General features: G+C 71.3%; 21 protein-coding genes, 1 pseudogene and 1 riboswitch. Of the genes and pseudogenes, 6 read left to right on the top strand and 16 right to left on the bottom strand.

The genetic code is table 11. The annotated features are described in order from the left end of the window. Positions 1-281: 281 nt before the first annotated feature. From EES43_RS27915 to EES43_RS27905, 3 genes are all read right to left on the bottom strand, one after another. Positions 282-1622, bottom strand: a complete 1341-nt coding sequence (locus tag EES43_RS27915; protein ID WP_241192552.1) for an ABC transporter substrate-binding protein — start codon at positions 1620-1622, stop codon at positions 282-284. A 135-nt stretch (positions 1623-1757) separates the two neighbouring features. Continuing rightward, positions 1758-2714, bottom strand: coding sequence for a carbohydrate ABC transporter permease (locus EES43_RS27910; RefSeq protein WP_241192551.1), 957 nt, complete (start codon positions 2712-2714; stop codon positions 1758-1760). Continuing rightward, positions 2711-3508 (bottom strand): carbohydrate ABC transporter permease, encoded by a 798-nt coding sequence (locus EES43_RS27905; protein ID WP_346774335.1) that lies wholly within the window; start codon positions 3506-3508, stop codon positions 2711-2713. Before EES43_RS27905 ends, EES43_RS27910 begins: the two co-directional genes overlap by 4 nt. Positions 3509-3796: 288 nt before the next feature. Here EES43_RS27905 and EES43_RS27900 point away from each other — a divergent pair, with 288 nt between their 5' ends. Both EES43_RS27900 and EES43_RS27895 read left to right on the top strand, forming a co-directional pair. Then, the gene (locus EES43_RS27900; protein ID WP_164493295.1) at positions 3797-5287 is read left to right on the top strand and encodes a family 43 glycosylhydrolase; all 1491 of its coding nucleotides are present in this window, start codon (positions 3797-3799) and stop codon (positions 5285-5287) included. Positions 5288-6056: 769 nt separating this feature from the next. Further along, positions 6057-7628 carry a cellulose binding domain-containing protein gene (locus EES43_RS27895; protein WP_124271325.1) on the top strand — a complete coding sequence of 524 codons (1572 nt, stop codon included), beginning with the start codon at positions 6057-6059 and terminating at the stop codon, positions 7626-7628. Between the two features lie 27 nt (positions 7629-7655). Here the strand turns inward: EES43_RS27895 and EES43_RS27890 are convergent, their stop codons facing one another. The 4 genes from EES43_RS27890 to EES43_RS27875 all read right to left on the bottom strand — a co-directional run bounded on the left by EES43_RS27890 (position 7656) and on the right by EES43_RS27875 (position 10723). After that, complete coding sequence (locus EES43_RS27890; RefSeq protein WP_124271324.1) at positions 7656-8195, bottom strand: DUF6529 family protein; 540 nt, start codon at positions 8193-8195, stop codon at positions 7656-7658. A 68-nt stretch (positions 8196-8263) separates the two neighbouring features. Then, a complete protein-coding gene (locus EES43_RS27885; protein ID WP_124271323.1) occupies positions 8264-8770 on the bottom strand; it encodes a COG4315 family predicted lipoprotein in 507 nt (168 codons plus the stop codon). Positions 8771-8910: 140 nt separating this feature from the next. Continuing rightward, positions 8911-9678: an IclR family transcriptional regulator gene (locus tag EES43_RS27880; protein ID WP_124271322.1), complete on the bottom strand. Its 768-nt coding sequence runs from the start codon at positions 9676-9678 to the stop codon at positions 8911-8913. A 73-nt stretch (positions 9679-9751) separates the two neighbouring features. Continuing rightward, complete coding sequence (locus EES43_RS27875; RefSeq protein WP_124271321.1) at positions 9752-10723, bottom strand: terpene synthase family protein; 972 nt, start codon at positions 10721-10723, stop codon at positions 9752-9754. Positions 10724-10906: 183 nt separating this feature from the next. On the opposite strand from EES43_RS27875, the gene EES43_RS27870 reads away from it, so the two are divergent. Further along, the gene (locus EES43_RS27870; RefSeq protein ID WP_124271320.1) at positions 10907-12106 is read left to right on the top strand and encodes a cytochrome P450; all 1200 of its coding nucleotides are present in this window, start codon (positions 10907-10909) and stop codon (positions 12104-12106) included. A gap of 20 nt (positions 12107-12126) precedes the next feature. Beyond that, positions 12127-13563: an NAD(P)/FAD-dependent oxidoreductase gene (locus EES43_RS27865; protein ID WP_164493294.1), complete on the top strand. Its 1437-nt coding sequence runs from the start codon at positions 12127-12129 to the stop codon at positions 13561-13563. 71 nt (positions 13564-13634) lie between these two features. On the opposite strand, the gene EES43_RS27860 is transcribed toward EES43_RS27865, so the two are convergent. The 5 genes and pseudogenes from EES43_RS27860 to EES43_RS27840 form a co-directional block, all read right to left on the bottom strand. Next, positions 13635-14732, bottom strand: a complete 1098-nt coding sequence (locus EES43_RS27860; RefSeq protein ID WP_124271318.1) for a terpene synthase family protein — start codon at positions 14730-14732, stop codon at positions 13635-13637. 264 nt (positions 14733-14996) lie between these two features. Then, entirely contained in the window at positions 14997-16067 is a 1071-nt protein-coding gene (locus EES43_RS27855) for a polyprenyl synthetase family protein (protein WP_241192550.1), read from the bottom strand. Next, on the bottom strand, positions 16064-17203 hold the full coding sequence (ispG, locus tag EES43_RS27850; RefSeq protein WP_124271317.1) for a flavodoxin-dependent (E)-4-hydroxy-3-methylbut-2-enyl-diphosphate synthase: 1140 nt from the start codon (positions 17201-17203) through the stop codon (positions 16064-16066). The genes EES43_RS27855 and ispG overlap by 4 nt, the downstream gene beginning before the upstream one ends. Before the next feature lie 143 nt (positions 17204-17346). Further along, positions 17347-17697 (bottom strand): annotated as a pseudogene (locus tag EES43_RS27845) (1-deoxy-D-xylulose-5-phosphate synthase N-terminal domain-containing protein); the annotation flags it as partial. 486 nt (positions 17698-18183) lie between these two features. Then, on the bottom strand, positions 18184-19149 hold the full coding sequence (locus tag EES43_RS27840) for a pirin family protein (RefSeq protein ID WP_124271315.1): 966 nt from the start codon (positions 19147-19149) through the stop codon (positions 18184-18186). Positions 19150-19298: 149 nt separating this feature from the next. On the opposite strand from EES43_RS27840, the gene EES43_RS27835 reads away from it, so the two are divergent. Next, on the top strand, positions 19299-19658 hold the full coding sequence (locus tag EES43_RS27835) for a tetratricopeptide repeat protein (RefSeq protein WP_124271314.1): 360 nt from the start codon (positions 19299-19301) through the stop codon (positions 19656-19658). A 186-nt stretch (positions 19659-19844) separates the two neighbouring features. Here the strand turns inward: EES43_RS27835 and EES43_RS27830 are convergent, their stop codons facing one another. Continuing rightward, entirely contained in the window at positions 19845-20600 is a 756-nt protein-coding gene (locus EES43_RS27830) for a CbtA family protein (protein ID WP_124271313.1), read from the bottom strand. A 47-nt stretch (positions 20601-20647) separates the two neighbouring features. After that, a complete protein-coding gene (locus EES43_RS27825; RefSeq protein WP_124271312.1) occupies positions 20648-20863 on the bottom strand; it encodes a CbtB domain-containing protein in 216 nt (71 codons plus the stop codon). A gap of 59 nt (positions 20864-20922) precedes the next feature. Further along, positions 20923-20990, bottom strand: a riboswitch (cobalamin riboswitch). A 139-nt stretch (positions 20991-21129) separates the two neighbouring features. Between EES43_RS27825 and EES43_RS27820 the strand changes: the two genes are divergently transcribed. Then, positions 21130-21807 carry a histidine phosphatase family protein gene (locus EES43_RS27820; RefSeq protein ID WP_124271311.1) on the top strand — a complete coding sequence of 226 codons (678 nt, stop codon included), beginning with the start codon at positions 21130-21132 and terminating at the stop codon, positions 21805-21807. Positions 21808-21922: 115 nt separating this feature from the next. Here the strand turns inward: EES43_RS27820 and EES43_RS27815 are convergent, their stop codons facing one another. Continuing rightward, complete coding sequence (locus tag EES43_RS27815) at positions 21923-22621, bottom strand: 4'-phosphopantetheinyl transferase family protein (protein WP_124271310.1); 699 nt, start codon at positions 22619-22621, stop codon at positions 21923-21925. Then, on the bottom strand, positions 22618-23589 hold the full coding sequence (locus tag EES43_RS27810) for a metallophosphoesterase family protein (protein WP_124271309.1): 972 nt from the start codon (positions 23587-23589) through the stop codon (positions 22618-22620). The genes EES43_RS27815 and EES43_RS27810 overlap by 4 nt, the downstream gene beginning before the upstream one ends. Positions 23590-23741 lie beyond the last annotated feature (152 nt).

The raw sequence follows: 23741 nt of genomic DNA, 5'->3' as shown, positions 1-23741 counted from the left end.
CTGTCCGCCACCCATCGGCCCCGAAAGAGGAAGGGCGCCGGCTCGACTCCGCGTCGCCGCTCATGAACCGCTCCCCCACGATCGGCCGGCCGCGGCGCTGCCGGTACCGGCCGGACGGGCGGGCTGTCCGCACCGGTCCTCCGGAGGGTTCGTTTCGGACGGAGTCACGCCGTAAGGCACTGTTGGTTCCCGGAAGTCGCGGTTCGGTCTCGGCCGGCAGGGTGACGGCGGGGAGCAGGAGGGCCGCCGTGGGACGGCGGCCCGTTCCGCTCCCGTGCGTGTCAGTTGACGGAGAATCCCTGGTCCTTCCCGTACTTGAGCAGTTCCTGCTCCCAGGCGTTCAGACCGTCCTGGAGCGTCTTCTCGCCCGTGTACGCCTTGCCGACCTTGTCGTTGAAGATGGTGATGGCGTAGACGTCGTAGGGCAGGTACTGCCAGCCCTCGCCCACCGCGGCGAGGGAGTCGGCGAAGACGCGGTTGACTTCCTGGCCGCCGAAGTACTCGTCCTCGGCGCCGAGGAACTTCTCCGCCGCGAGCGCCTTGGCGCGGGCGGGGAAGGAACCGGTCGCCTGGGTGATGTCCGCGCCCTCCTCGGCGCTGACGTAGCGCAGGAACGCGGCGGCGGCGAGCTTCTTGTCGCTCTGCTCCGTCATCGCGAGGCTGCCGCCTCCGTTGACGGATGTGGTGGTCTCGCCGTCGTACGAGGGCATCGGAGCCACCCGCCAGTCACCGGACGCCTTGGCGACGCTGCCCTTGAGGATGCCCGCCATCCAGGCCCCGGACGTGAGCGTGGCGATCTTGCCGTCGGCCAGGCCCTGGAACCACTCGTTCGACCAACCCGCCACTCCTGAGAGGACCTTGGCGTCGAGCAGCTTCTGGTAGCTCTCGGCGTACTTCTTGGACCCGGCGTCCTGGAGGTCGACGGTGATCTTCTCGCCGTCCGCCTTGAAGGGCCTGCCGCCCGCGGACCATATGAGGCTCTCGGTGAGGCCCGCGTTGCCGTTGTCCGCGCTGATGAAGTACTCGGGATCGGCCTTCTGGAGCTTCTTGCCCGCCTCCAGGTACTCGTCCCACGTCGTCGGCACCGCGATGTCGAACTTGTCGAACGTCTTCTTGTTGTAGAAGAGCGCCATCGGACCGGCGTTCAGCGGCAGTTCGTACAGGCCGTCCCCGACGTTGACGGAATCCCACGTGGCCGGGGTGAACTCGTCCTTCAGGGAGTCGAAGCCGAACCGCTTGAGGTCGACGAGCGCGCCCGAGAGCGCGTACTGGGGAATGGCGCTGTACTCGACGGTGGCCAGGTCGGGGGCGCCCTTGCCGGCCTTGATCGCGTTCTGGAGCTTGGTGTACTGCTCGGCCGCGGTGCCGACGTTCTCGACCTTGATCTTGACCTTGGGGTACTTCTTCTCGAACGCCTCGGCGACGTCGGGCAGGCTTCCGGACCAGGACCAGACGGTCAGTTCGGTCGGCTTCTCCAGTGCCGCCCGGATCTCCTTCTCACTGACGGACTCGGGCTCGGAGCCGCCCTGGGCGCCGCCGCCGCAGGCCGTCACCGTCACCGCGGTGAGCACCGAGCCGAGCAGGAGGGAGGTCGTTCTGCGGTGACGCGACCATCTGTTCACGTTGATTCCTTTTCCTTGGTTTCTCGTGGGGTCCGCGAGCTGTTCCGTTGGGGCGTTCAGCGCTCGGACGTTCAGCGCTCGGACGTTCAGCGCTCGGAGGACATCCGGCGGGCCGCCGGAGCGCTCCGGCAGACATCAGCCCTTCGTGCTGCCGGCGGCGAGCCCGGCCCGCCAGAAGCGCTGAAGGAAGAGGAAGACGATGACCAGCGGGACGATCGTCATGAGGGACCCGGTGAGGACGAGGTTGGCGATGAGTTCGCCCTCCGCGCTGGCGCCCTGGGCGTTCCACCGGTTCAGGCCCACGGTCAGCGGGAACCACGAGGGGTCGCTGAGCATGATGAGCGGCAGGAAGTAGTTGTTCCAGGCGCCCACCACTTCCAGCAGGAAGACGGAGACGAGCGCCGGCGACAGCAGCCGCATCACGATGGTGAAGAAGATGCGGAACTCGCCCGCACCGTCGACGCGTGCGGCGTCCAGCACCTCGTTCGGCACGGCCTCGTTGGCGTAGCTGAAGAGGAGGAAGAGTCCGAACGGCGTGACGAGCAGCGGGATCAGGACGCCCCACGGAGTGTTCGTCAGACCCATCTGGCTGAAGAGCAGGAAGGTGGGAACGGCCAGCGCGGTTCCCGGTACGGCAACGGCTCCCAGCACCACGGCCAGTGCCGCCCGGCGGCCGGGGAAGTCGAACTTGGCGAGGCCGTATCCGGCGAGGGCCGCCAGGAGGGTCGAGCCGCCCGCGCCCAGCGCGACGTAGAACAGCGTGTTCGCGAACCAGCGCCCGTAGATGCCGTCGTCGTAGGTGAGGACGCCGACCACGTTGTCCCAGAGGGCGAAGTCGTCGCCGAACCAGAGTCCGAAGCTGGAGAACAGGTCGTCCAGCGACTTGGTGGAGTTCATGACGAGCCAGACCAGCGGGAACAGGCTGTAGAGCAGCGGCAGCGTCATCAGCACGGTCAGGGCGACCGAGCGCTGCCGACGGGGTTTCTCGCGCGGCTCGCGACGACGCACGACGGCCCGCCGGGGCTCGGCGCGTTCCTGGGAGGGCGCCGCGGTCCGGCCGACGTCGGGCGACTTGTCCTGGGTGAGCATCACACGGCCCCCTTCATGCCACGCCGCTGCACGGTGAAGGCGACCACCGCGGTGACCACGCCCATGATCATGGCCACGGCCGCGGCGCTGTTGTACTGCTGTCCGGCGAAGGACAGCGTGTAGGCGTACATGTTCGGCGTGAAGTCGGTGCTGATCACGTTGGGCACCATCGCTCGCAGGATGTTGGGCTCGTTGAAGAGCTGGAACCCGCCGATCACCGAGAAGATCGTGGTGAAGACCAGGGTCGCGCGGATGGCCGGCAGCTTGATGCCGACGATGATGTGCCAGGTGCCCGCTCCGTCGATCCGGGCGGCTTCGAACAGCTCCGAGGGGATGGACTGAAGCGCCGCGTAGAGGACGAGCATGTTGTAGCCGACGTAGAGCCACAGGCCGATGTTGCTGATCGACGGCAGGATGAGCGTGCTCGACAACGGGTCCGGCAGGGCGATGTCGAAGAGCTCCTTGAGGTCACCGACCAGACCGAACTGCGCCCCGTAGATGTAACCCCACAGCAGGGAGGCCACCACGCCCGGCACGGCGTAGGGAAGGAAGATGCCGAGCCTGAAGATCGCGGGGGCGTACAGCCGCGCGCTGTCCAGGGCCAGCGCCGCACCGAGTGCGAACCCCATCATGAGCGGCACCTGGATGAGCAGGAAGAGGCCGACCCGTGCGACCCCGTCCCAGAACCGTGGGTCGCTCAGCTGCTCCCCGTAGTTGTCAAGACCGACGAACGTCACGCCGCCGATGAGGCGTTCCTGGAAGAGACTGAGGCCCGCGGTGTAGACGATCGGGGCCACGACAGCCAGGAGGAACGGTACTGCGAAGGGCAGGACGAAGGCCCACCCGGTCAACCGCTGCCGCAACGGCCGCCGCCGGAGGACGACCGGCGTGACTGGCGGCGGTGAAGCCGACCTCTGCTTCATAGGTACTCCAGTGCTGCTGTGGGATGTGCCGGTGCGATGGGGGCGCCCGAGGAAGGGCGACGGCCTACCGGCTGTTCAAATTTATTTCACGCATGGGTCTCTTGGGTAGCTTGCGTGATAATTTTTTTTCACCATCAGAGCCGTCATCGTCCGAGGAGCCCCATGAACCTCCGAGCGCGAGCCACCCGCCTCACCACCCTGACCGCCGCCGTGGCACTGGCCTTCACCGGCGGCCTCGCCCTGCCCGCCCACGCCGCGGGACCCTCGTCGGTCATCGCCAACGACACCGCCTGGACCGACACCGACGGGAACGAGATCCTCGCCCAGGGCGGCAACGTCCTCAAGGTCGGATCGATCTACTACTGGGTGGGCCAGAAGCTGGTCAGCGGCCAGCCGAAGACGATCAACCTGTACAGCTCCACCGACCTGGAGAACTGGACGTACGAGGGCCCCGTCCTGAGCCAGTCCGGCTCGGAGGGCCCCCTGGCGGAGGGCCTGTGGCTCGGACGTCCCCAGCTCATCCGGAATCCGGACGGGAAGTTCGTCCTGGTCGTCGAGGTCAACGACGGCGACCGGAACCGCAACCAGATCCTCTTCGCCACCAGCCCGACGATCGACGGCACCTACACGCCGACGGGCCCGGCCAAGGAGATCAACGGCAACACCACCGGTGACCACTCGGTCTTCGTCGACGGGGACAAGGCTTACCTCGTCTACGTCGGAGACACGGGCCGGGGCGACGCCAAGAGCTTCAACGTCACGCTCAACGTCGCCCCGCTCACCGGCGACTGGACCGGGGTCGGCCCCGCGGTCTACTCCGAGTCGTACGCCCACAAGGAAGCCCCGGCCATCGTGAAGGACAACGGGACCTACTACCTGTTCGCCTCCGGCATGGACTACTGGGACGCCACCGCCACGTCGTACCGCGCGAGCAGCACCCTCGGCGGCTGGGACAAGGCCGCGCCGTGGAGCACCGTCGCGACGCGGCCCTCCTCGGACAACTCCTTCGGCACGCAGTTCGAGCAGATCATCCCGGTGGTCGGCTCGAAGGGCACGTCCTACCTCTACAACGGCGACCGGTACTCGCAGTTCTACAAGCCGGGCGGCTCGCCCGCGCCCGGGGGCATAGGACGCAACGCCTGGTATCCGCTCACCTTCGAGGGCTCCGGCCCCGTCCTGCACGGCTACACCGACGTCGACGTCGACGCGGCGGCGGGCACGATCACGGGCAACCGGGTCGCCAACGGCCGGTTCGACCAGGACATCGCCGGCACCCGGGTCCCGCAGTGGAAGGTGACGGGCCCCGGGAAGGTGGAGGAGTCCACGCTCGGCGACGGCCGCCGGCAGCTCGCGGTGTGGGACGACGCGGCGTACACCTCCTGGATCAGCCAGGAGGTCGCCCTGCCCAACGGCTCCTACGAGCTGTCCTTCGACTACCGGTCCAGCGGCGGCCAGAAGAGCGCCTACGTCGAGGTGAAGGGACACGGCGGGTCGGCGGTGCCCGTGCACCTCACCGCCAAGCAGGACACCTGGGCGACGAAGAAGCTGACCTTCACCGTGTCGTCGGGCAAGGTGAACCTCGGCATCTGGTCGGACAGCCCGGCGGGCAAGTGGCTCAACATCGACAACGTGTCGATCTGGTCCGCCGGCTGATCACGTCCCTGACGTCGGCGACGTCCGGACCTCGGCCGCTGGCCACGACGGTGGCCGGCGGCCGAGGTCCGGCGGGGCTGAGGGCCGGGGGTCGAGGGCCGGGGATCAAGGGCCGGGCCCGCCCATTGCTCATGAGGTATGAGCGATGAGGCCGGCAGGAGGCCCGCGGCACTCGGCCGGTTCGGTGCAACCGTTCAGCGGCCATGAGTATTGCCCTCCGACGGCCTGCCGCTTTCACGCCCTCGGCAAGGCGTCCTTCCGCGCCCCCGGCTCTCGGCCGTACGCGTCCGGTCGGGCGACGGCCGGGCTCGGGCGAGGTACGGGACGGGCCGATCGCCGTCGGCCGTCGGACGTGCGGCGAGGTCGCCAGGACCCGTTCGGGCCGCACCGCGTCGCGGGGCTCGAAGACCGGGAGCGGCGCTCACCAGTGCGGACGCGGGTGGCTCGCAGGGTGCGGCGATCCGTGCGCCCGACCGGCGCGGACGGGTGCGCCGGTCGGGCGCGATGGCGGTCGGGCCCCGACGAGGGCCGGTCGGAGATGACCGGCGCGCGGTGTTCCGGCCACCGCGCCCCCGCCGGGTCACCGTCGTACGAGCCGCGGCCGTGCCCCGTACCCGGCTTCGGATGGATCTTGTCTCGGCAGTGCGGCCATGACAGCCTCGGCATCGCATGACCGCGCCCAGTGTCTCGGCGGACGTGGCCCGCAGTGACTTCCTCGGCCACCGCGCAGGCGGCTGTCGCGCTCCCCCACTTCCATGGAAGAGGACTCGTGTCAAAGTCGCTCGTCCCCCCTCCGGCAACCAGCCGCTCCCTCGACGCCTCCGCGCCCGCGACGCCGTTCATCGGCCGCCGCCTGTGGGACGACGAGTCCGACCCCGTCGACACGTACGCCCGGCTGTGCACGCGTACGTCCACCGCCGCCGAGGCGCTCGCCGCACGGGCAGGCGAACGGACGCGCGCCTCACGCCAGTTGGAGCCTTCCTGGGCGGAGGAACTGCCCACCGTCCCCGCCGCACTCAACACCGTGCTCATCGTGGCCATGGAGATGTCGTCCTCGCCCGAAGAGGCCCGGGTCCTCGCACCGGACCTGCTGAACCGGCTCACGGAACACGCGGCGGATCCCGGTGCCGAGCCATGGGATCCCTGGGCGTCGGCCGAGACGTCACTGGCACTGCGCGCCCTGTGCGCCATGGATCCGGACGACAGCGAACTGCTGTGGTGGAGCTGCGTCGAAGGGTTGCCGGACACGGTCGTCGCCGAGCGGCTGGACCGGCCGCGAGCCGAGACGGCGGCGGACCTGGTCCGTGTGACGGAGTCCTTCCGGGAACGGAGCTCGCTGATACACCGTGCGCAGGTGCAGGATCCCGTCTGCCGGTCGTATGCGAGCCTGTTGGACGCCGCCGCGCGCGGGAGCGCTCCCACGACACCGCCCGATCTTCTGGAGCACTTGAACGGATGCCTCGTCTGCGGCACGGCTTTCGAGTGCCTGAGCAGGGCGGACGACGTACTGCCCGGACTCGTCGCCGAGGCGACGCTCAAGTGGAGCGGCCCCGCCTACGTGGCCCGGCGCCGCCGGCAGTTGTCGCAACAGCCGAACGGCGCGGAGGTTCGCCCGTCGCGTTCGGTCCGGCCTGCGGGGCGGCGGGTGCTCCCCGGCGGGACCGAAGGCCGTACCACCGGCAGCAGCGCCGGCAGGAGCCGGCTGATGAAGGCGGCCGGGATCGGAACCGGGCTGGTGCTCCTGGGAGGCGGGATGCTCGTTCTGCACGATGCCTCCCAGCAGGACGCGCGACCTGCGTCGTCACTCCTTCGACCGGGCGTGCAACGCGAACTTCCCGGGAGCGGTGCGCCCGACGATGCCCCGGAGGTGTCCCGAAAGCCCGGCGGCCCCGACCGGTCGGCGACGGCCGACCCTTCGGCCTCCGCACCCGCCGAGGACCGCGAGACGGTCAGCCCCTCGCCCTCCGACCGGACTCCGGAAGAGGACGAGGACAAGCCGAGCCGGCCGCCGTCGCAGGCGTGTTCAGCGGACGTCCGGATCCGCAACCAGTGGAACGAGGGCATCGAGGCCGACCTGAACATCACGTCGGACACGGCCCTGGAGGCGGGCTGGAAACTGACGTTCCGCGTGCCGGACAAAGCGCGGGTCCAGGTCTGGAACGGCACGGCCACGACCACGGGCGACCTGGTCACCGTGACCGCGGCCGACTACAACCGAACGGTCCCTTCCCGGGGGACGCTCAGCGTCGGCGTGGTGGTGGACTTCGCGTACGACGACGCGTACGCGCCGGCCGCCTGGGTGTCGGACGCCCGCGTCGACGGCCGCACCTGCCCGCTGTGACACGGGGGCGTGGAGGTGTCTCCTCGCTCAGGACTCGGAGAAGCCCGGAACCGAGTCTCCGTTGAGAACCCACAGAGCCGCGGTGTACCAGAGAAGGGCCACTCCGAGCACGAGGAGCGAGCCCATCACCGGAAGCATCCAGCCGGGCAGGCGCCGGCTGCGCACGACGATCACCTTCGCCACGAACGCGCCGTAGAGGGCGCATCCGGCGAAGGAGTGGATCGCCGTTCGGGGGGACGTCGTCTCGATCCCGTAGGTCTCCAGGCAGTGGTACGCGATCGGCAGCGAGAAGAGGAAGGTGAGGAACCCCAGCACCCGGTGCCCCAACCGGACGGACCGGGGCGCGGAGCGGGCTCCGGGCACGCGTCCGTACATCCACAGTGCGAGAACCAGTTGGATGAGGGCCAGGCACAGGAGGGCGCTGCCCAGGCGCGCCTTGAGGTCGACCGCGGCGGCCCCGTGCTCCCCGTAGAGCCCGCTGTCGTAGTCCGGGGTGTGGTGGGTGCCGAAGAAGTAGATCCCCACGCCGACCGCGACGGGGAGCAGGACGCCGAGAAGGGCGAGCACGGCGCCCGTGGCACGGCCGCCGCCTCGGCGGTGCCGGCCGCGCCCCGTGACCGCGCCGCTCTCCCTGCTCAGCTTCCGACCTGCTTGCCCTTGGCGTTCAGGACGTACCACTCCGCGCCGAACTGGTCGAGGTCCTGGCCGTTGGTCTGGCCCGGCTTGGAGTCACCGACGTAGTAGTAGAGGGGATGGCCGTTGTAGGTGACCTGTGTGCCGCCGCCGGAGCGCTTGGTGGTGTCGAGGAGCTTCTTCTCGACGCCCTTTCCGGGCTTCGCGTCGCCCTTCGTGAGCAGCGGCGGCCAGGCTTTGGCACACGCGCCGGAACAGTTCGACTTGTTCTTCTTGTCGGCCAGGAAGAGGTAGAGGGTGCGGCCCTTGTCGTCGACGAGGATGGTGCCGAGTTTGCCGGCGGACTTCGTGTCGACGGTGGCCGGCTTCGAGGGCGAGGCACTGGAGGAGACGGGGCCGTGCCCCTCCCCCTCCCCGGAAGCGTCGCCGGAGCCGCTGGAGCACCCGGTCAGGGCGGTGGTGAACAGGAACGCGGCGACACAGGTGACGACCGTGGCAGTGCGCTTCATCGAGAACTCCGTGGGTGAGGACATGTGGTCCCCTACCTCTCCCCGCCCTCGCCCGTCCTCCCACGGCACTGCCGCCAAGACCACTCACCCGGCTCACGCGCAGAGACCTGGGCCGGAGGGCGGCGCGACCGCCGGCGGGTTCAATCCTCCTCGGTGAGCAGTGCCAGGCCGGCCGCCAGACTCACCGACCGAAGGTGCTTCGCCGTGGAGAGAAGGTTCATGCTCTGGGCCCAGCCGGACACCGACAGCGCCATGACGGGATTGCGGGCCTCGTCCAGTATGGGCAGCGCCAGACAAGCGACGCCGGGGATCAGTTCACCGAGGCTCGTCGACATGCCTTGCCGGCGAATCTCGGACAGCAGGACGCCGGTGCGATCGCCGGGAACGCCGGCGTGGGGCGGGGCGGTGGCGGACGTACCGGCGGCGTCGAGCAGCGCGCGGCCCAGTGCGGTGCTGTGCGCCGGCACCCGCTCGGGCAGCCGGACGGAGGATCGCTGCGTGCGGCTGCCGTGTACGCGCTCGATCAGGACGATGTCCGGCCCCTGGAGCACCGCCAGGTTGACGGTCTCGTGGGTGAGTTCGTACAGGTCCACCATGTGCGGCAGGAGTGTCGAGCGTAATCGGTCCACGGGCAGCCCGAGAGCCGCCGCGGCCAGGCCGGCCAGCGCCGGGCCCGGCCGGTAGGCGCCGTCCGTGCAGGTGACCATCCCGCGCCTGACGAGCAGTGACAGCAGCCTGTGCGTGGTGGACTTCGCCAGACCGCTGGCGGTGGCGAGGCCGGTGAGGGTGGGCGGTACTCCTGCGGCCGACAACGCGGTGAGGCTCTCCAGCAGCAGGAGGGCCTTCTCCGCGGCGCCGGGCGCCTGTTCCGCCGCTTGCCTCGGCCTCGCGTCGAGGGCATACGTCACGATGGTGCTCCTGTCGGACCGTGGGGGCTGGCAAGTGATTCTAAGGACGTGCGGCCGAGCGGCAGCCTGCCCGCTACGCCCATCGCACCTGCTCGCGGTGGCTGTCGTAGCGGTTGGTGACCCCGTACCAGTCGAAGTGCGCCACCATCCAGGTCTCCAGGCCCGCTATGTACCGGGCGAGCAGCGGATCCGCCGCGAGCCGCACCTCGGAGGCGAGCGCCATGAAGGCGCGGACCGCCTCGTCGTGTATCGCGGCGGCCCTCCGCAGCGCCTCCGCGTGGTCGCATCCGTACTGCTGGGCCAGCACCTGTGGCAGGCTGCGCGCCAGATCGTCCTCGTGCGTGAACTCCTTGCGGGAACCGAGTACGTCGTTGGCGTAGTCGATGACGTCCGCCGCGGCGGTGTTGAGGGCGCGGACCTCCGGGCCCGCCCACACCGCTCCGGGCAGTTCGAACCCACGAGCCACGTCCACGAGGGTGAACACGATGTGGCATATCCCCGTGTAGCGCCGCAGCTCCACGTACTCGTCGAACGTCGGCGTGTAAGCGCCGAGGCCGTATGTCACCTGGCACAGCGCCGACATGAAGTACTCCGTCATACTGCTGCGCACCCGCATCAACTGCTCGGGGCCGGCCCACGCGGCGAGCCGTAGGAAGAGGTCGCGCAAGCCGGCGCAGTACGGCTCGTCGGGCGCGGGAGCGGCGGCGGGGTCCTCCATCACGGCTCGCAGCCGCAGTACGAGACGGGCGGTGGGCACCCCCTGTTCGTCGGGGCGGGGGCAGTCGGCGTACCGGTCGTCGAAGGCCGTCAGCCAGGCGGTCAACTGCGCAGCGATGATGCTCGGTTCGAGCAGGCCGTCGGCGTGTGCGGCACCTGTCAGCCAGCCGATCCTGATACCGGAGAGCCGCTCCCGCTCCGCCGGTGTCCGAATGAGTTCGAAGCGCTCCATCCACGCCACGACCTCCCGCTCGACCGTGTCCGCATGGGGACGGGCGGCACGGGGGAACGGGCAGTACAGGTCGGGTACGAGCAGAGGTTCAGACATGGTGTGCGCTCCGGGAGGTGACGGTGCTGGGCGGGCAGAGTCTGCGGACCGAACCTGTGAGCGAAAAGCCGCTGTTCCACTGGGTGGAACGCCCTCTTGCCCCGCCCGTCGCCCGTATTCACACTGCGTGTTCCGCAGGAGCAACAGGCCCCCTGCGATGTGCCCCCTGGAGAGTCCCGCGCCATGCCCACCAGCGACGGATGCCCTGTCTTCCCGTCCCCTCAGGACCCCTCCGCCGACCACGACATCAGCGGAGCGGCGCTGTTGGGCGAGGGGCCTGTGGCCGCGGCGGTCATGGCCGACGGCGCCCCGATCCACCTCGCGCTCAGCCATGAGGCCGTCCGCCAGGTGCTGATCGACCCGCGCTTCAGCCGCGCCGAGGCATCCCGCCCGGGGGTGCCGTCCGTCGTCCCCTTCCACGCGCAGAACGGGCTGCTGCACGCCATGGACCCGCCGGAGCACACCGCCCTGCGGGCGCACATCGGCCGGGCCTTCACCGCGCGCACGGTCGAGCGTCTACGCCCCGAGATCGAGGCGCTCGTGGCGGAGATGCTCGACGCGATGGAGGCCGCCGGACCGCCCGCCGACGTGGTCGCCCATCTGACCGCGCCACTGCCCGTCAAGGTGCTCTGCCGGCTGCTCGGCGTCCCCTACGAGGACCACGACGCCTTTCGGGAGTGGATCGAAGCGATCCTGCCCGCCTCCGCGGGCTCCGCCGGAGAGGCGGCCACGGCGGCGGAGCAGCTCACCACGTACCTCCAAGAGCTGATCGGCGCGAAGCGGCGCGCCCCCGGCGACGACCTGATCAGCACGCTGCTGGCCCCTGGGCCGGACGGCCTCCCGCTGGACGACGCCACGGTGCTGGCGAACCTGATACCTGTGCTGGTGGCCGGACACGACACCACGCACAACCAGCTCTCCAATTCCCTGGTAGCGCTGTTCGCCCACCGCGAGCAGTGGGACCTCCTGGTGCGGAGCCCGGAACTGGTGCCGCGCGCCGTCGACGAACTCCTGCGCCACCAGCTCCTCAGCCGCGTCGGCATGTTGATGCGCGTCACCACGGCGGAGGTGGACCTGCTCGGGGTCACCCTGCCCCCGGGGACGGCGGTGAACGCCCTCAACTGCGTCGCCAACCGCGACCCGGCGGTCTTCTCCGAACCCGATCGCCTCGACATACGGCGTCCGGACGCCGGAAAGCACCTGGCGTTCGGCGCCGGGCCGCACTACTGCCCCGGCGGGCAGCTCGCCCGTCTGGAACTCTCCATCGCCCTGCTGGCACTGGTCCGGCGCTTCCCCGCGCTGCGGCCCGCCGTACCGGTGGAGGAGCTGGACTGGAAGGACGGCATCATGCGGGGCCCCTGGCAGCTGCCGGTCGCCTGGTGAGGGACGCCGGCGGAGAGCCCGTGAAGGAGCGAGCCGGTCACGGGCGTGCGGAGCACGCGGCGGACAGGCAGCGCCCGCCGGAGGTCTCGCACGGGTCCTGGGGCCATGCCGTGGTGATCGGCGCGGGCTTCACCGGGCTGCTCACCGCCCGGGTGCTCGCTGGACGTTTCGACCGCGTCACGGTGCTGGAGCGGGACGAACTCCCTTCCGGCCCCGCACATCGCAGCGGACTGCCCCAGGCGCGGCACCCGCACGGGCTGCTGGCACGCGGCGCCCTGATCGTGGAGGACCTCTTTCCCGGAGTCCGCGCGGAGCTGGCCGCTCAGGGGGCCCCGGTCTTCGACTTCGGGGCGGGCTTCGCCACCCGCCTGCCGTACGGCTGGGCTCCCCGGCGCTCGGTCGGCATCGAGGTGCAGTCCTTCGACCTGACCGACCTGGAGGCGGTGTTGCGGGCCAGGGTCCGTGCGCTGCCGGGCGTTCGGGTACGGGACGGATTCGTCGTGGAGGGGCTGCACCTCAGCGCGGACCGCCGCCGGACGGTCGGCGTCACGGGCCACCACCGGGCCGACCCCGGCCACAAGCCGGTACGGATCGAAGCGGACCTGGTCGTGGACGCGGCCGGCCGCAGGTCGCGGCTGCCCGGCTGGCTCGCCGCAGCCGGGCTGCCCGCCCCCCGGCGGTTGGAGGTGCCCTCCCCACTCGTCTACAGCTCGCGCATGTACGAGCTGACCGACGGCCAGGCCCCCGACTGGCTGGTGGCCTTCGAGATGACCCTGCCGCCCTCGGTGGACCGCGGCGGCGCGGCGATCACGGTGGACGGCACGCGGCGGCTGATCAGCCTCGTCGCCCCGGCGGAGGAGCTCCCGCCGCCGCGTGACGACGAGGCACTGCAACGGTTCGCCGCGACGCTGCGCAGCCCGCACTTCGCCGAGGTGATGGCACGGGGCCGCCCGGTCTCCCCGGTGTACCGCTGCGTGGTGGGCGGTAACCACTGGCTCCGTTACGACCGCCTCCGAGGGTGTCCGGACCGGCTGCTCGTGGTGGGCGACGCGTTCTGCGCCTTCAACCCCGTGTACGGGCAGGGGCTCACGGTGGCGGCGCTCCAGGCTCGGCTGCTGGCCCGCCTGCTGGCGACCGCGGACGGCCCGAGCGGGCTCGCACACCGCTTCCAGCGCCGTGCCGCCCGGATCGCGCTGGTGCCCTGGCTGACGGCCACGGCCGCCGACGGCGGCTGGTCCAGCGAGCCCACGGGCCGCCCGGCCCGGATGATACGGGGCTTCCTCGACGTGGTACTCAGGCGCCTGCCGGACGAGCCCGAGTTGTACGCGCGCTTCGCGCGGGTGCAGAACATGGTCGCCTCCCCCGCCGTCCTGCTGCGTCCGCTCCTGGCGCGTCCGGGCCGCCGTGGACGACGTGCGGCCCGCACGAGGCTGAGCGGCCCTTCTCGGGACAGGTGATCCCGGAACCGGACCCGCACCGCGGGGCGGGCCCGCCACGGCTGGACGTTCGTCGTGGACCAGCCGTGTTCTCACGTGCGCAGTTGTTGCCACCACCAGGCGATCGAGGGGCAGGGCAGGGGTTCCGTGCTGGGGTCGCCGGGATGGTCGGTGAGGGTCAGCGGGATGGGGGCGGGGTTCTCCGGTGGGAGCTGGGTGCGAGGGGCCACAACGGTGTAGCGGGCGGAGTGCGAGCCCCAGTCGAGGTTGGAGCGGATGGCGTACCCGAGGTCCGCGACGTAGGCCCTTCCCGGGGCGCTGAGCTTGGGGTGTTCCTGCTCGCGCAGGCGCAGGAACAGTGTCGTCAGGCGGTCCCGCAGGGCGACGGCCTGGTGGATGGCCTGCTCGGGCGGGCAGTCGTTCAGCCGGGCGAGCAGCATCACGATGTTGAGTTTCGTACCGTCGATGAGGCGTTCGCGGTTGTAGGAGAGCAGGTCGTTGTCGAGGGCCATCATCAGGAAGGACGACTCCTGAAGGGCGCGCATGGCGGGAGAGTGGAATTCGTCGCCGGGGATCTCCTCCCCGGTGGTGATCTCCGACCAGCACAGGCTGGCGGCGCCGCCCGCGTTCAGCATCCGCTGGTGCACGAACTCGTCCAGGCTGGAGAGGGCGGGGGCGGCCATCCCCCACAGGATGGCGTGGAACCACTTGCGGTGGGCGTCGACGAACCGGTGGAGCTGGGTCGGGGTGGCGACGGCCTGCACCGAGGTCATGAGTGACTGGAGCGCGGCGACCGGGCCGGTCTGATCCGCCGTCGGCTCGGTGGCCGGGGACTCCATGACGCGGAGCAGGTGGCTGGTGAGGCCGATCGCCGAGGCGAGCTTGTCGGGGGTGGTGGCGGTTTCCATGCGGACGTCGTCGACGTAGAAGATCCAGTGCAGCCATCGGGCGGTGAGCGCGACGCGGTCGGTGATGCCTTCGGGATAGATGCGGGCCATCGCCTCCGCGTAGTTCCGCGCGATGACCCAGGCCCGGTCGATATCGCTGGTGTGGAGGTGGTAGCGGTCGAGATAGATCCGGGAATCGCGGTTGATGCTGTCGAGCTCCGGGTGAACGGCCGCGCCGATGGGGCAGTACAGCGGCGGCACGTGGAGCAGTTGCGAGGTGGTCGTGTCCGGGATCTCGGGCATGGCGGGCTCCCTCGTGGTGTGGTGTTACTCGGGGTCGGGCCCCAGCAGTCCGTATGACTCCCCCGGTAGGGGGCGGCGGCGGTGTTACTCGGGACTGGCCGTCGGCCCGGCGCGGCGCGGTCGGCAGTTGCTCGGCCCGGTGCGACGGTCAGGTGGTACGGGGGTCCGCGAGGCAGGTCGGGGGCGAGGTCGCCGAGTGGGCTCGCGGGTTCACCCGAGCGGCTGGGCGGGGGGCTGAGCTGTCTCGTCCGGATGGCCCCTCCGTCAGGATGCGCGGGTGGCCGTGGAGGCGGCGAGGCGGCGCAGTGCTGTGGTGGCGTGGGTCCGCAGGGCGCTCCCGTCCAGGGCTCGTTCGGCTGCGTGGAACCGGTCGGTGATCATCTGTTCCACGGCGGCTGCCGCCCCCGTGGCGGTCAGTACCGCTCGCAGCACGTCCGCCGTCTCCTGGTCGAGGGAAGGGTCGCCCAGGAGACTGGTGAGGGTGCGGCGCTGCGCAGGGGTCGCCCGGTCGAGAGCGGTGGCGACCAGCACGGTGTGCTTGCCCTCGCGCAGGTCGTCCAGGGTCGACTTGCCGGTCCGGGCGGGGTCCCCGTAGACGCCGAGGAGATCGTCGCGCAGCTGGAACGCCTCACCGAGCGGGATCGCGTAGGCGGACAGGGACCGTAGTCGGGCGGGGTCCGCGCCGGCCGTGACCGCGCCCAGGCACAGAGGACGCTCGATGGTGTACTTGGCCGTCTTGTAGCGGATGATGCGCCACGCCGTGTCCGCTTCGGCCGTCGGATCTCCCGTCGCGGTCAGGTCCAGGTACTGGCCGATCAGGGTTTCGGTGCGCAGCGCGTTCAGCGGTCCCCATGTCCGTCGGAGCCGGGCGTCCTTGACGTGCAGGAGTTCGTAGGACCAGCCCAGGGCGAGGTCGCCCAGCAGGATCGCGGTGTTCACCCCCAGGGCGTCGGCGTCCGCGCGGTGGGCGTGGTGTGAGGCCAGGGCGCGGTGGGCGGTGGGGCGACCGCGACGGGTGTCGGACCTGTCCATGATGTCGTCGTGGATGAGGGCGAAGGCGTGGAACAGCTCCAGGGACGCGGCCATCCGCCATACCGCGGGCGGCGGTGGCTGGTCGGTGATCGCCGCCCAGCCGGTGAGGCACAGGAAGGGGCGGACGCGTTTGCCGCCGGCGGCGAGCATGGTGCGGAGCATTCCGGTGAACAGGGCGATCTCGGGGAGATCGGGGGCCGCTTGTTCCTGTTCGTCGAGGAAGGCGTACAGCACGGCGTCGACGGTCCTACGCATGTCGTCCGGGTCCAGCGGGGCGGCGGGGGACGCGGCGAGGGCGGTCACTGGGCGCCGCCCGGGGCGGAGGCCGTTTCGGTGACGTTGAGGGCTTCTTCGAGGAGTGCCTCGACGATCTGTGATTCCGGTACGGTTCTGACGACTCGGCCGCGGATGAAGATCTGGCCCTTGCCGTTGCCGCAGGAGACGCCGAGGTCGGCTTCGCGGGCCTCGCCGGGACCGTTGACGACGCAGCCCATGACGGCGACGCGCAGGGGGTGGGGGAAGCCTTCGAAGGCGGCCTGGACCTTGGCGGTGAGCCGGTAGACGTCGACCTGGGCCCGGCCGCAGGAGGGACAGGAGACGATTTCCAGCTGGCGGGGGCGCAGGCCGAGGGCCTGCAGGATCTGGATGCCGGCCTTGACCTCCTCGACGGGCGGCGCGGTCAGGGAGACGCGGATGGTGTCGCCGACTCCCTCGTTCAGGAGGATCGCGAAGGCGGTGGCGGACTTGATGGTGCCCTGCGGCGGCGGCCCGGCCTCCGTCACTCCCAGGTGGAGGGGGTAGTCGCACCGGGCCGCGAGGTGCCGGTAGGCGGCGATCGTCGTCAGGGGGTCGTGGTGTTTCACGCTGATCTTGAGGTCGGTGAAGCCGTGCTCCTCGAACAGCGCGCACTCCCACAGCGCCGACTCGGCAAGGGCCTGCGGGGTGGCCGCACCGTGCCTGTTCAGCACCCGTTCGTCGAGAGAGCCGGCATTGACGCCGATGCGGATCGGGATCCCCGCCGCCGTGGCCGCCTCGGCGATCTCGCGGACCTTGTCGTCGAACTTCCGGATGTTGCCGGGGTTCACGCGGACCGCCGCGCAGCCGGCGTCGATCGCCTGGAAGACGTACTTGGGCTGGAAGTGGATGTCGGCGATCACCGGGAGCTTCGACTTCGCGGCGATCCGGTGGAGGGCGTCGGCGTCGTCCTGGGAGGGCACGGCGACCCGGACGATGTCGCAGCCTGCGGCGGTGAGTCGGGCGATCTGCTGCAAGGTGGCGTCGACGTCGGCGGTGGGGGTGGTGGTCATGGACTGGACGGTGACCGGTGCGTCACCGCCGACGAGGACGTCGCCGACCCGCACCTGGCGGGTTCGGCGGCGGCGGGCCGGGGTGTGGGCGGGCGAGGGGACGGTGGGCTGGGGCAGGTCGACCGCGGTCATACCGCGCTCCCGTCGAAGAGGCAGTCGGGCAGGCTGGGTTTGCCGGCACGGGCGCGCAGGACCGTGGAGGCGATCTGCGAGGCGGACAGTCCGGCCCGGGCCAGGAGGGGCCGCGTTCGCCGTGCGGGACGAACGCCCTGGGCGGCGTGCGAATTCTCGATCCAGTCGTGCGCCGACTCCCCGCGACCGGGATAGCCGGACAGCCCGCCCTCCTGGCGCAGCCCGTCGGATCCGGCCCGGCGCCCGGTCAGCAGCTTGTGCACATACGTCTGGTGCCCGGTGTCGAAGAGCAGGACGTCGCCCTCCTCGACGTCGAAGACCCGGTGCAGAGCCATCGTGAGCTCCACCACGCCCAGATTCGGCCCCAGATGTCCCCCGGTCGCCGACACCTTTTCCACGAGGAAGGACCGGATCTCAGCCGCCGGCGCGGGCAGCAGGGCCGGCGGGAGAGAGCGAAGCGCGGCCGGACCGTCGATCGATTCCGGCATCGGCATGGCAGTGGAGGGAGGAGGGACGACAGCGGCCATACGGCACCAGCCTCACTTGCGGCACCGACCCCGCGACCAGCCGGACCAGCACCGGAGCATGCGTTGCATCCCTCCGCAGGATCGGGCAGCCCCACCCGCCGCGGGAAGAGAGCGCGAGACCGCACTTGACGCGAGCATGTGCCCGATGCCTACGCCCCGGGCGTGGGGACCCCGCCTCGCACGCCCGCCGCACAACGTCCGCCCGCGTACGAAGCTGGAGACGGGAGCGCGAGCGGCACCGCACAGAACCGGCCGCCGAAACGCGCTCCTCGTACACGCCCGGATCAGATCGCCGGCGGGCCCGGACCGGCCGGGGAAGGCGGCCGTCGCGAAGTTCGCGTGACGCGGGCCGCGAACACCCGGCCCCGCTGTCGCGGAGCCGCTGCTCACGTGACGCGGTTCATCGGTCGGGGCGCGGCTGGGCCTGAGGTCAGTCCGGGCGACAATCCCGGCTCAGCGCACCCTCCCCCGCGCCTTCAGCGGTACCGCAGGCAGCTCGGGGGCCGGGATCGAGGGGCCGTCGTAGCCCTTCACCTCACCGAAACGGGTGCCGTTCATCCAGTCGTGGCGGGCCTGCGCGACCTCCTCCTGGGACCGTCCGATCCAGTTCCAGAACATGACGATCTCCTCGGCGAACGGCTCGCCGCCCAGGAGCATCAGGCCCGCGTCGGAGGCGGCGCGCAGCGGCAGTTCGGTCCGGCCGCAGCCGAGGTAGAGCATCGAGCCGGGCAGCACCCGGACGCCGTCGACCTCCGCCTCTCCGGACATCGACAGCACCGCGTACTCGAAGTCCGGCTCCAGCGGCAGGCGGGCCTCCGCGCCCCGGGCGAGCGCCAGGTCGGCGCCGACGATCGGCGTGTAGGCGGTGCCGGGCGAGACAGCGCCGTCCAGCTCGCCGAGGATGACCGTGGCGCCGACTCCCGGCGCGGTCACCGTCGGAAGGTCCGCGTGGTGCTGGAAGTGCGGCTCGACGTTGCGGTGCTCGTCCGGGAGCGCCACCCAGAGCTGCGCGCCGTGCAGCAGGCGGGCATGGGGCTTCGGGCTCTCCTCCGAGTGGCTGATGGCGCGGCCCGAGGTCATGAGGCCCAGTTCACGGGGGCGTACCGTCTGCAAGCTGCCCAGGCTGTCGCGGTGCAGCACTTCCCCGTCATGGAGCCAGCTGACGGTCTGGAGGCCCATGTGCGGGTGCGGCGGAACCTGCATGCCGGGCTCGTCGGCGATGTCGTCCGGGCCGTAGTGGTCGACGAAGGCCCAGGCCCCGACCATGCGGCGGCCGAGGTTGGGCAGCAGCCGGCGCACCTCGGTGCCTTCGCCGAGCGGGACGTGGCGGGGGCTGAGAAGTTCACGGACGGGTTCGGCGACGACGAAGCCGCGCCCGCCGCAGACCGAGGGAGTGGCCTGGCGATCGAGATTGCTCATGGCGCTCAACCTATTCGGGTGCGGGCGTGGAACACCCCTGCGCCCACGCGAAAATTTTAGTGGAATGTTCAACGAGTATGCGGTGTTGTCAGGGCTGAACGTACGGCGGGGCGGGCCGGCAGCGGTCGGCACCACACGAAGGAGGACACGTGAACGACACCTACTACGAGTTCGGCACGGCGGCCGACCGGTGGGACCGGGCGCAGATGTTCTTCGAGGCCAAGGAGTACCTGACCGCCGCCCGCATCCTGGGCGGCCTGGTCGAGGAGGCTCCGGAGCAGGTCGCTCCGCGGCTGCTGCTGGCCCGCTCTTACTACCACTCGGCGCGGCTGGGCAGGGCCGAGGAGGAACTGCGGGCCGTCCTGGACATCGACCCGGTGGAGAGTTACGCCCGGCTCATGCTGGGCCGGACGCTGGAGCGCCAGGGACGCGGCGCGGAGGCGGCGTCCCACCTTCGGATCGCCGCCGCGCTCACGGGCGACTTCGGTTCCGGGGCGGACCGGCAGTGAGCGGAGTCGACGAGGCCGGCCGGGGCTGACACAGCCCCGGCGGCCGGATCTCCCGGTGCCGGGGCCGGGCTCGCGCCGTACGGGTGCCGGGCGGCCCGCCCGGCGTCAGGACCCGAGGCGCGCACCCCCGGGCACGCCGGAACCCGCCGGAGTCCCGGCGGGTTCCGCGTCGTGGACCGTGCTCCGTCAGCCCACCGTGCTCGCCGCGCGGGGCACGGCGGGGCCGTTCCCCGGAACCAGCAGCCGTTCGGTGAGGTAGCCGAAGACGAGGCCGAAGACGCTCCAGAGCGTCGTCTGCACCGCCAGGGTCGAGAGCCTGAACTCCCACAGCAGCGAGGCCGGGAAGTCCTTGCCGACCTCGTCGAACGAAGGCAGGAAGGCGTAGGCGAGGCCGACCGCCAGGACGAATCCGGCGGACGCGGCGATGGTGGCGTCCCAGTTGCCCAGCCGGGGCGCGAGCCGTTTGCCGATGATGACGGCCGCGACGCCCAGCAGCACGCTGAGAGCGACCATCAGGAAGAACAGGGCGGTGCGCTGCCCGATCGTGTCGGGGTTGCCGACGGCCGGAGGGTTCGCCGGGTACTTCAGGAACGGTACGACGTAGACCGTGAGCAGGGCCGCACCGGCGACCAGTGCGGCGGTGGCGCGCGGCCCGAAGGTCCCGAGGCGGCCGAGGGCGTAGCAGAAGACGAGAGCGGCGATGCCGCCCGCCGCGACGCCGAAGACCAGGACGCCGGTGGCCAGTCCGCCGGTCGCCTGCATGGTCCGGCTGACCAGTTCCTCACCGCCGCCGTGGTCGTGGCTGTTGGCCTCTTCGAGCGCGATGGCCGCGTCCACCTGGGCCTCGCCGAGGAAGTAGGCGACGACGAGCGCGAGGGCGCCCGCGATCAGGCCCGCCAGCATGCCGCGCACGAGCAGAGCTCTGACAGATATGGAGTTCACGAGACTTTCCCTTGTTTCCCTTGTGTGCCGGTGATTCCGGGGGCGGCTCAGTGGCAGGGGAAACCGAGCAGGTGTCGGCCGTCGTGGACCCATTCGTGCACGCCTTCGCCCGAGATGAGCGCGGTGGCGCCCTGCTCCGCGCCGACGAAGTACAGCAGGACCAGCATGAGGATGCCGAAGAAGACCGCCCAGGGGGCGATGGCCTTCGCCGAGATGGGAGTGAACGCGGGTGCTCCGGTTGTGGGAGCGGCAGACTGTGCCATGGCAGAACCTCCTGTGGGAACACGCGTCCCTGTCGTGGTGCCTCGGACGAAGGTGCCGGGTCTGACTTCCCGCACCGGGGGCGCGGGTACACAGTGGCGCGACCGTGCCGGATTCCCACCGGCTTCCGTCCCACCCTCGTCATGGTCGACGCGACCCTACCGCCTGGGCGAAGGTGCCGCCATGGTGCAATCTGCGGAGCCCCGGAGCTCGGATCGCCCTGGATACGGGGGCGTTGGGCCACGATCGGCGGCTTGAGGGCAGGAACATGACAGTACGGGTGATGTTGATCTCACCGGCCATGAACGCGGCGCTGCGCGAGGCCCGGTTCGACGGTGACGCGCCGCTGGACCGGTCCGGTGAGCGGCAGGCGCGGGCTGCGGCCGACGCCGTGCCGGTAGCCTCGCGCGCGCTGTGCGGCCCCTCCGAGCGGTGCCTCGGGACCGCGACCGCGCTCGGTCTTGCCGCCCGCCCCGAGCAGGCGCTCGCCGGCTGGAACCTGGGGCGCTGGAGCGGGCTGCGCCTGGACGCGGTGGGCGCGGCCGAGCCGGCGGGGGTGGCGGCCTGGCTCGGCGATCCCTCGGCCGCTCCGCACGGGGGCGAGACGCTGCGCGCTCTGGTGGAGCGGGTGGGCGGCTGGCTGGAGGCGTTGGACGGCGACCGGCCGGGCGGCGACGGCCGCCACCGGCCGAGCGGGGACGACGGGCCGGGCGCGGACGGCCCGTCGGGCGCGGCGAACGGGCCGCCGACGGCACGGGACAGGAGCGTGGTGGCCGTGGTGGAGCCCGCGATCGTGCGGTCCGCGGTCGTCCACGCTCTCCGGCTGCCGGTGGAGGTCTTCTGGCGGCTGGACGTCGGCCCGCTGGTGCTGACGGAACTGAGCGGACGGCGGGAGCGCTGGAACGTCCGGCTCGGCCGGCCCCTGACGGTCCCGCAGGACACCTGAGGCCGCCCGGCGACCGGGCCCGCGGCCACCTCAGACGCACTCCGTGTGCTCCGTGCGCTCCGTGCGCTCCGTGCTCCATGTGCTCCGGACGGACGGCGGTGTCCCCGCCGCCCGGTCACGGGAGCGCGGGACCGCCCGATCCGCGCCAGGAAGGCGTGACCAGTACGGCCGTGGCGACGATGCCCTCCTCGACCAGCCAGCGGCCCTCCAGGGTCGACGGCAGGGCCGGGTCGGTACGCAGGAGGCGGGCGGTGAAGGTGCCCTCGGAAGCGCCGGGTTCGGGCCGGTGGAAGGTGAGATCGGCCTCGTGGAAGTCGAGTTCGATCCGGGTCACCGGATACCAGGTCTTGAAGACGCTCTCCTTGGCGCTGAACAGCAACCGGTCCCCGTGGATGCCGTGCACCCCGTCCGGCTCCCACCCGGCGAGCCGTTCGCGTTCCGAGGGCAGCGTCACCAACTCGTGCACGCCGGAGGGCAGCGGAGCGTGCGGCTCCGCGTCGATGCCGAGCGAGAGCACGTCCGTTCCGTGTGCCAGCGCCGCCGCCCGGTATCCCTCGCAGTGCGTGAGGCTGCCGACGAACCCCTCGGGCCACAGCGGCATGCCGCGCGTCCCGTGGAGCACCGCGACCGGCTCCAGGCCGAGTCCGGCCATGGCGCGGCGGGCGCAGGCGCGTACGGTCGCGAAATCGTTGCGCCGCTTGGCCACGCTCCTGGCGATCAGTGCCTCCTCCTCCGGGAAGAGGGTGTGGTCCGGCACGCTCACGGCGCGGGTGGACGCGCAGGAGACGTACCCGGGCAGCAGCCGCTCGATCACGACGGACCTCCCTCGGCAAAGCGCTCGGCGGACGGTCCGCCGGCGGTGCGGCCCGGATCCTCGTCGTACGGGAGGATCTGGCGCAGCAGACCGCGCGGATGCCCGCGTTCGCGCCACTCCCTCGGGTAGCCGATGGAGACCTCCTCGAAGCGCACGCCGTCGTACCAGGTCGTACGGGGGATGTGCAGGTGCCCGTAGACGACCGCCGCGACGTTGAACCGGCGGTGCCAGTCGGCGGTCAGTTCGGTGCCGCACCACTGGGCGAACTCCGGGTACCACAGCACCGACGTGGGTTCGCGCACGAGCGGCCAGTGGCCGACGAGGACGAGCGGCAGGCCGGGGTCGTGCCCCGCGAGCCGGCGTTCGGTCTCCGCGACCCGGGCCCGGCACCAGTCGTCGCGTCCCGGGTAGGGGTCGGGGTGGAGGAGGTATTCGTCGTTGCAGACGATGCCCGTCCCGTGCGCGGCGGCGAGCGACTCCTCCTTCGTGTGCGTGCCGGGGGCGCGGAAGGTGTAGTCGTACAGGAGGAAGAGCGGCGCCACGGCCACCGGTCCGCCGGGCCCGGTCCACACCGGGAAGGGATCCTCGGGCGTCGTCACGCCGAGGTCCCGGCACAACTCGACGAGGTGGGCGTACCGTGCCTGGCCGCGCAGCCGGACCGGGTCCTTGTCCAGGGTCCACAGCTCGTGGTTGCCGGGCGTCCAGATGACGCGGGCGAAGCGTTCGGCGAGGAGGCCGAGCGCCCAGCGGATGTCGTCGGGGCGCTCCGCGACGTCGCCCGCGACGATGAGCCAGTCCTCGGCGGAGGTGGGCCGCAGCGACTCCACGAGGGGCCGGTTGTCGGTGACCGCGGCGTGCAGGTCGCTCACCGCCAGCAGACGGCCCCCGGCGCTCGGGGCGGAGCCGCCCGGTGGCGGAACGGCGGCGGAGGGGACGCCCGAGGGGGCGGGGTCGCTGGGAGCGGTCATGGGGGCGGATCCCGATCTGTCGGCGGCCGGAGGGCTCCGTCCGCCGCACGGTGCGGAGCCGTTGGAGGTAGCCTCTCACGCCGCTCCCGCGCTTCTCCCGGACTTCCCGAGGCTTCCTCCGGTCACCGCCCGGCGTCCGCCCGTTGTCAGCC

Origin of the sequence: Streptomyces sp. ADI96-02, assembly GCF_003846185.1 — a bacterium.
GTDB lineage: Bacteria > Actinomycetota > Actinomycetes > Streptomycetales > Streptomycetaceae > Streptomyces.
The sequence above is the reverse complement of the archived record's forward strand: the minus strand, read 5'-3'. Positions and strand labels throughout refer to the sequence as shown.

Bases quoted from the DNA above. Each gene is read 5' to 3' on its own strand.
- EES43_RS27810 (WP_124271309.1), bottom strand. From the start codon at position 23,589: ATGACCGCTCCCAGCGACCCCGCCCCCTCGGGCGTCCCCTCCGCCGCC.
- EES43_RS27840 (WP_124271315.1), bottom strand. From the start codon at position 19,149: ATGAGCAATCTCGATCGCCAGGCCACTCCCTCGGTCTGCGGCGGGCGC.
- ispG (WP_124271317.1), bottom strand. From the start codon at position 17,203: ATGACCGCGGTCGACCTGCCCCAGCCCACCGTCCCCTCGCCCGCCCAC.
- EES43_RS27885 (WP_124271323.1), bottom strand. From the start codon at position 8,770: ATGAAGCGCACTGCCACGGTCGTCACCTGTGTCGCCGCGTTCCTGTTC.
- EES43_RS27875 (WP_124271321.1), bottom strand. From the start codon at position 10,723: ATGTCTGAACCTCTGCTCGTACCCGACCTGTACTGCCCGTTCCCCCGT.
- EES43_RS27860 (WP_124271318.1), bottom strand. From the start codon at position 14,732: ATGCCCGAGATCCCGGACACGACCACCTCGCAACTGCTCCACGTGCCG.
- EES43_RS27825 (WP_124271312.1), bottom strand. From the start codon at position 20,863: ATGGCACAGTCTGCCGCTCCCACAACCGGAGCACCCGCGTTCACTCCC.
- EES43_RS27820 (WP_124271311.1), top strand. From the start codon at position 21,130: ATGACAGTACGGGTGATGTTGATCTCACCGGCCATGAACGCGGCGCTG.
- EES43_RS27870 (WP_124271320.1), top strand. From the start codon at position 10,907: ATGCCCACCAGCGACGGATGCCCTGTCTTCCCGTCCCCTCAGGACCCC.
- EES43_RS27900 (WP_164493295.1), top strand. From the start codon at position 3,797: ATGAACCTCCGAGCGCGAGCCACCCGCCTCACCACCCTGACCGCCGCC.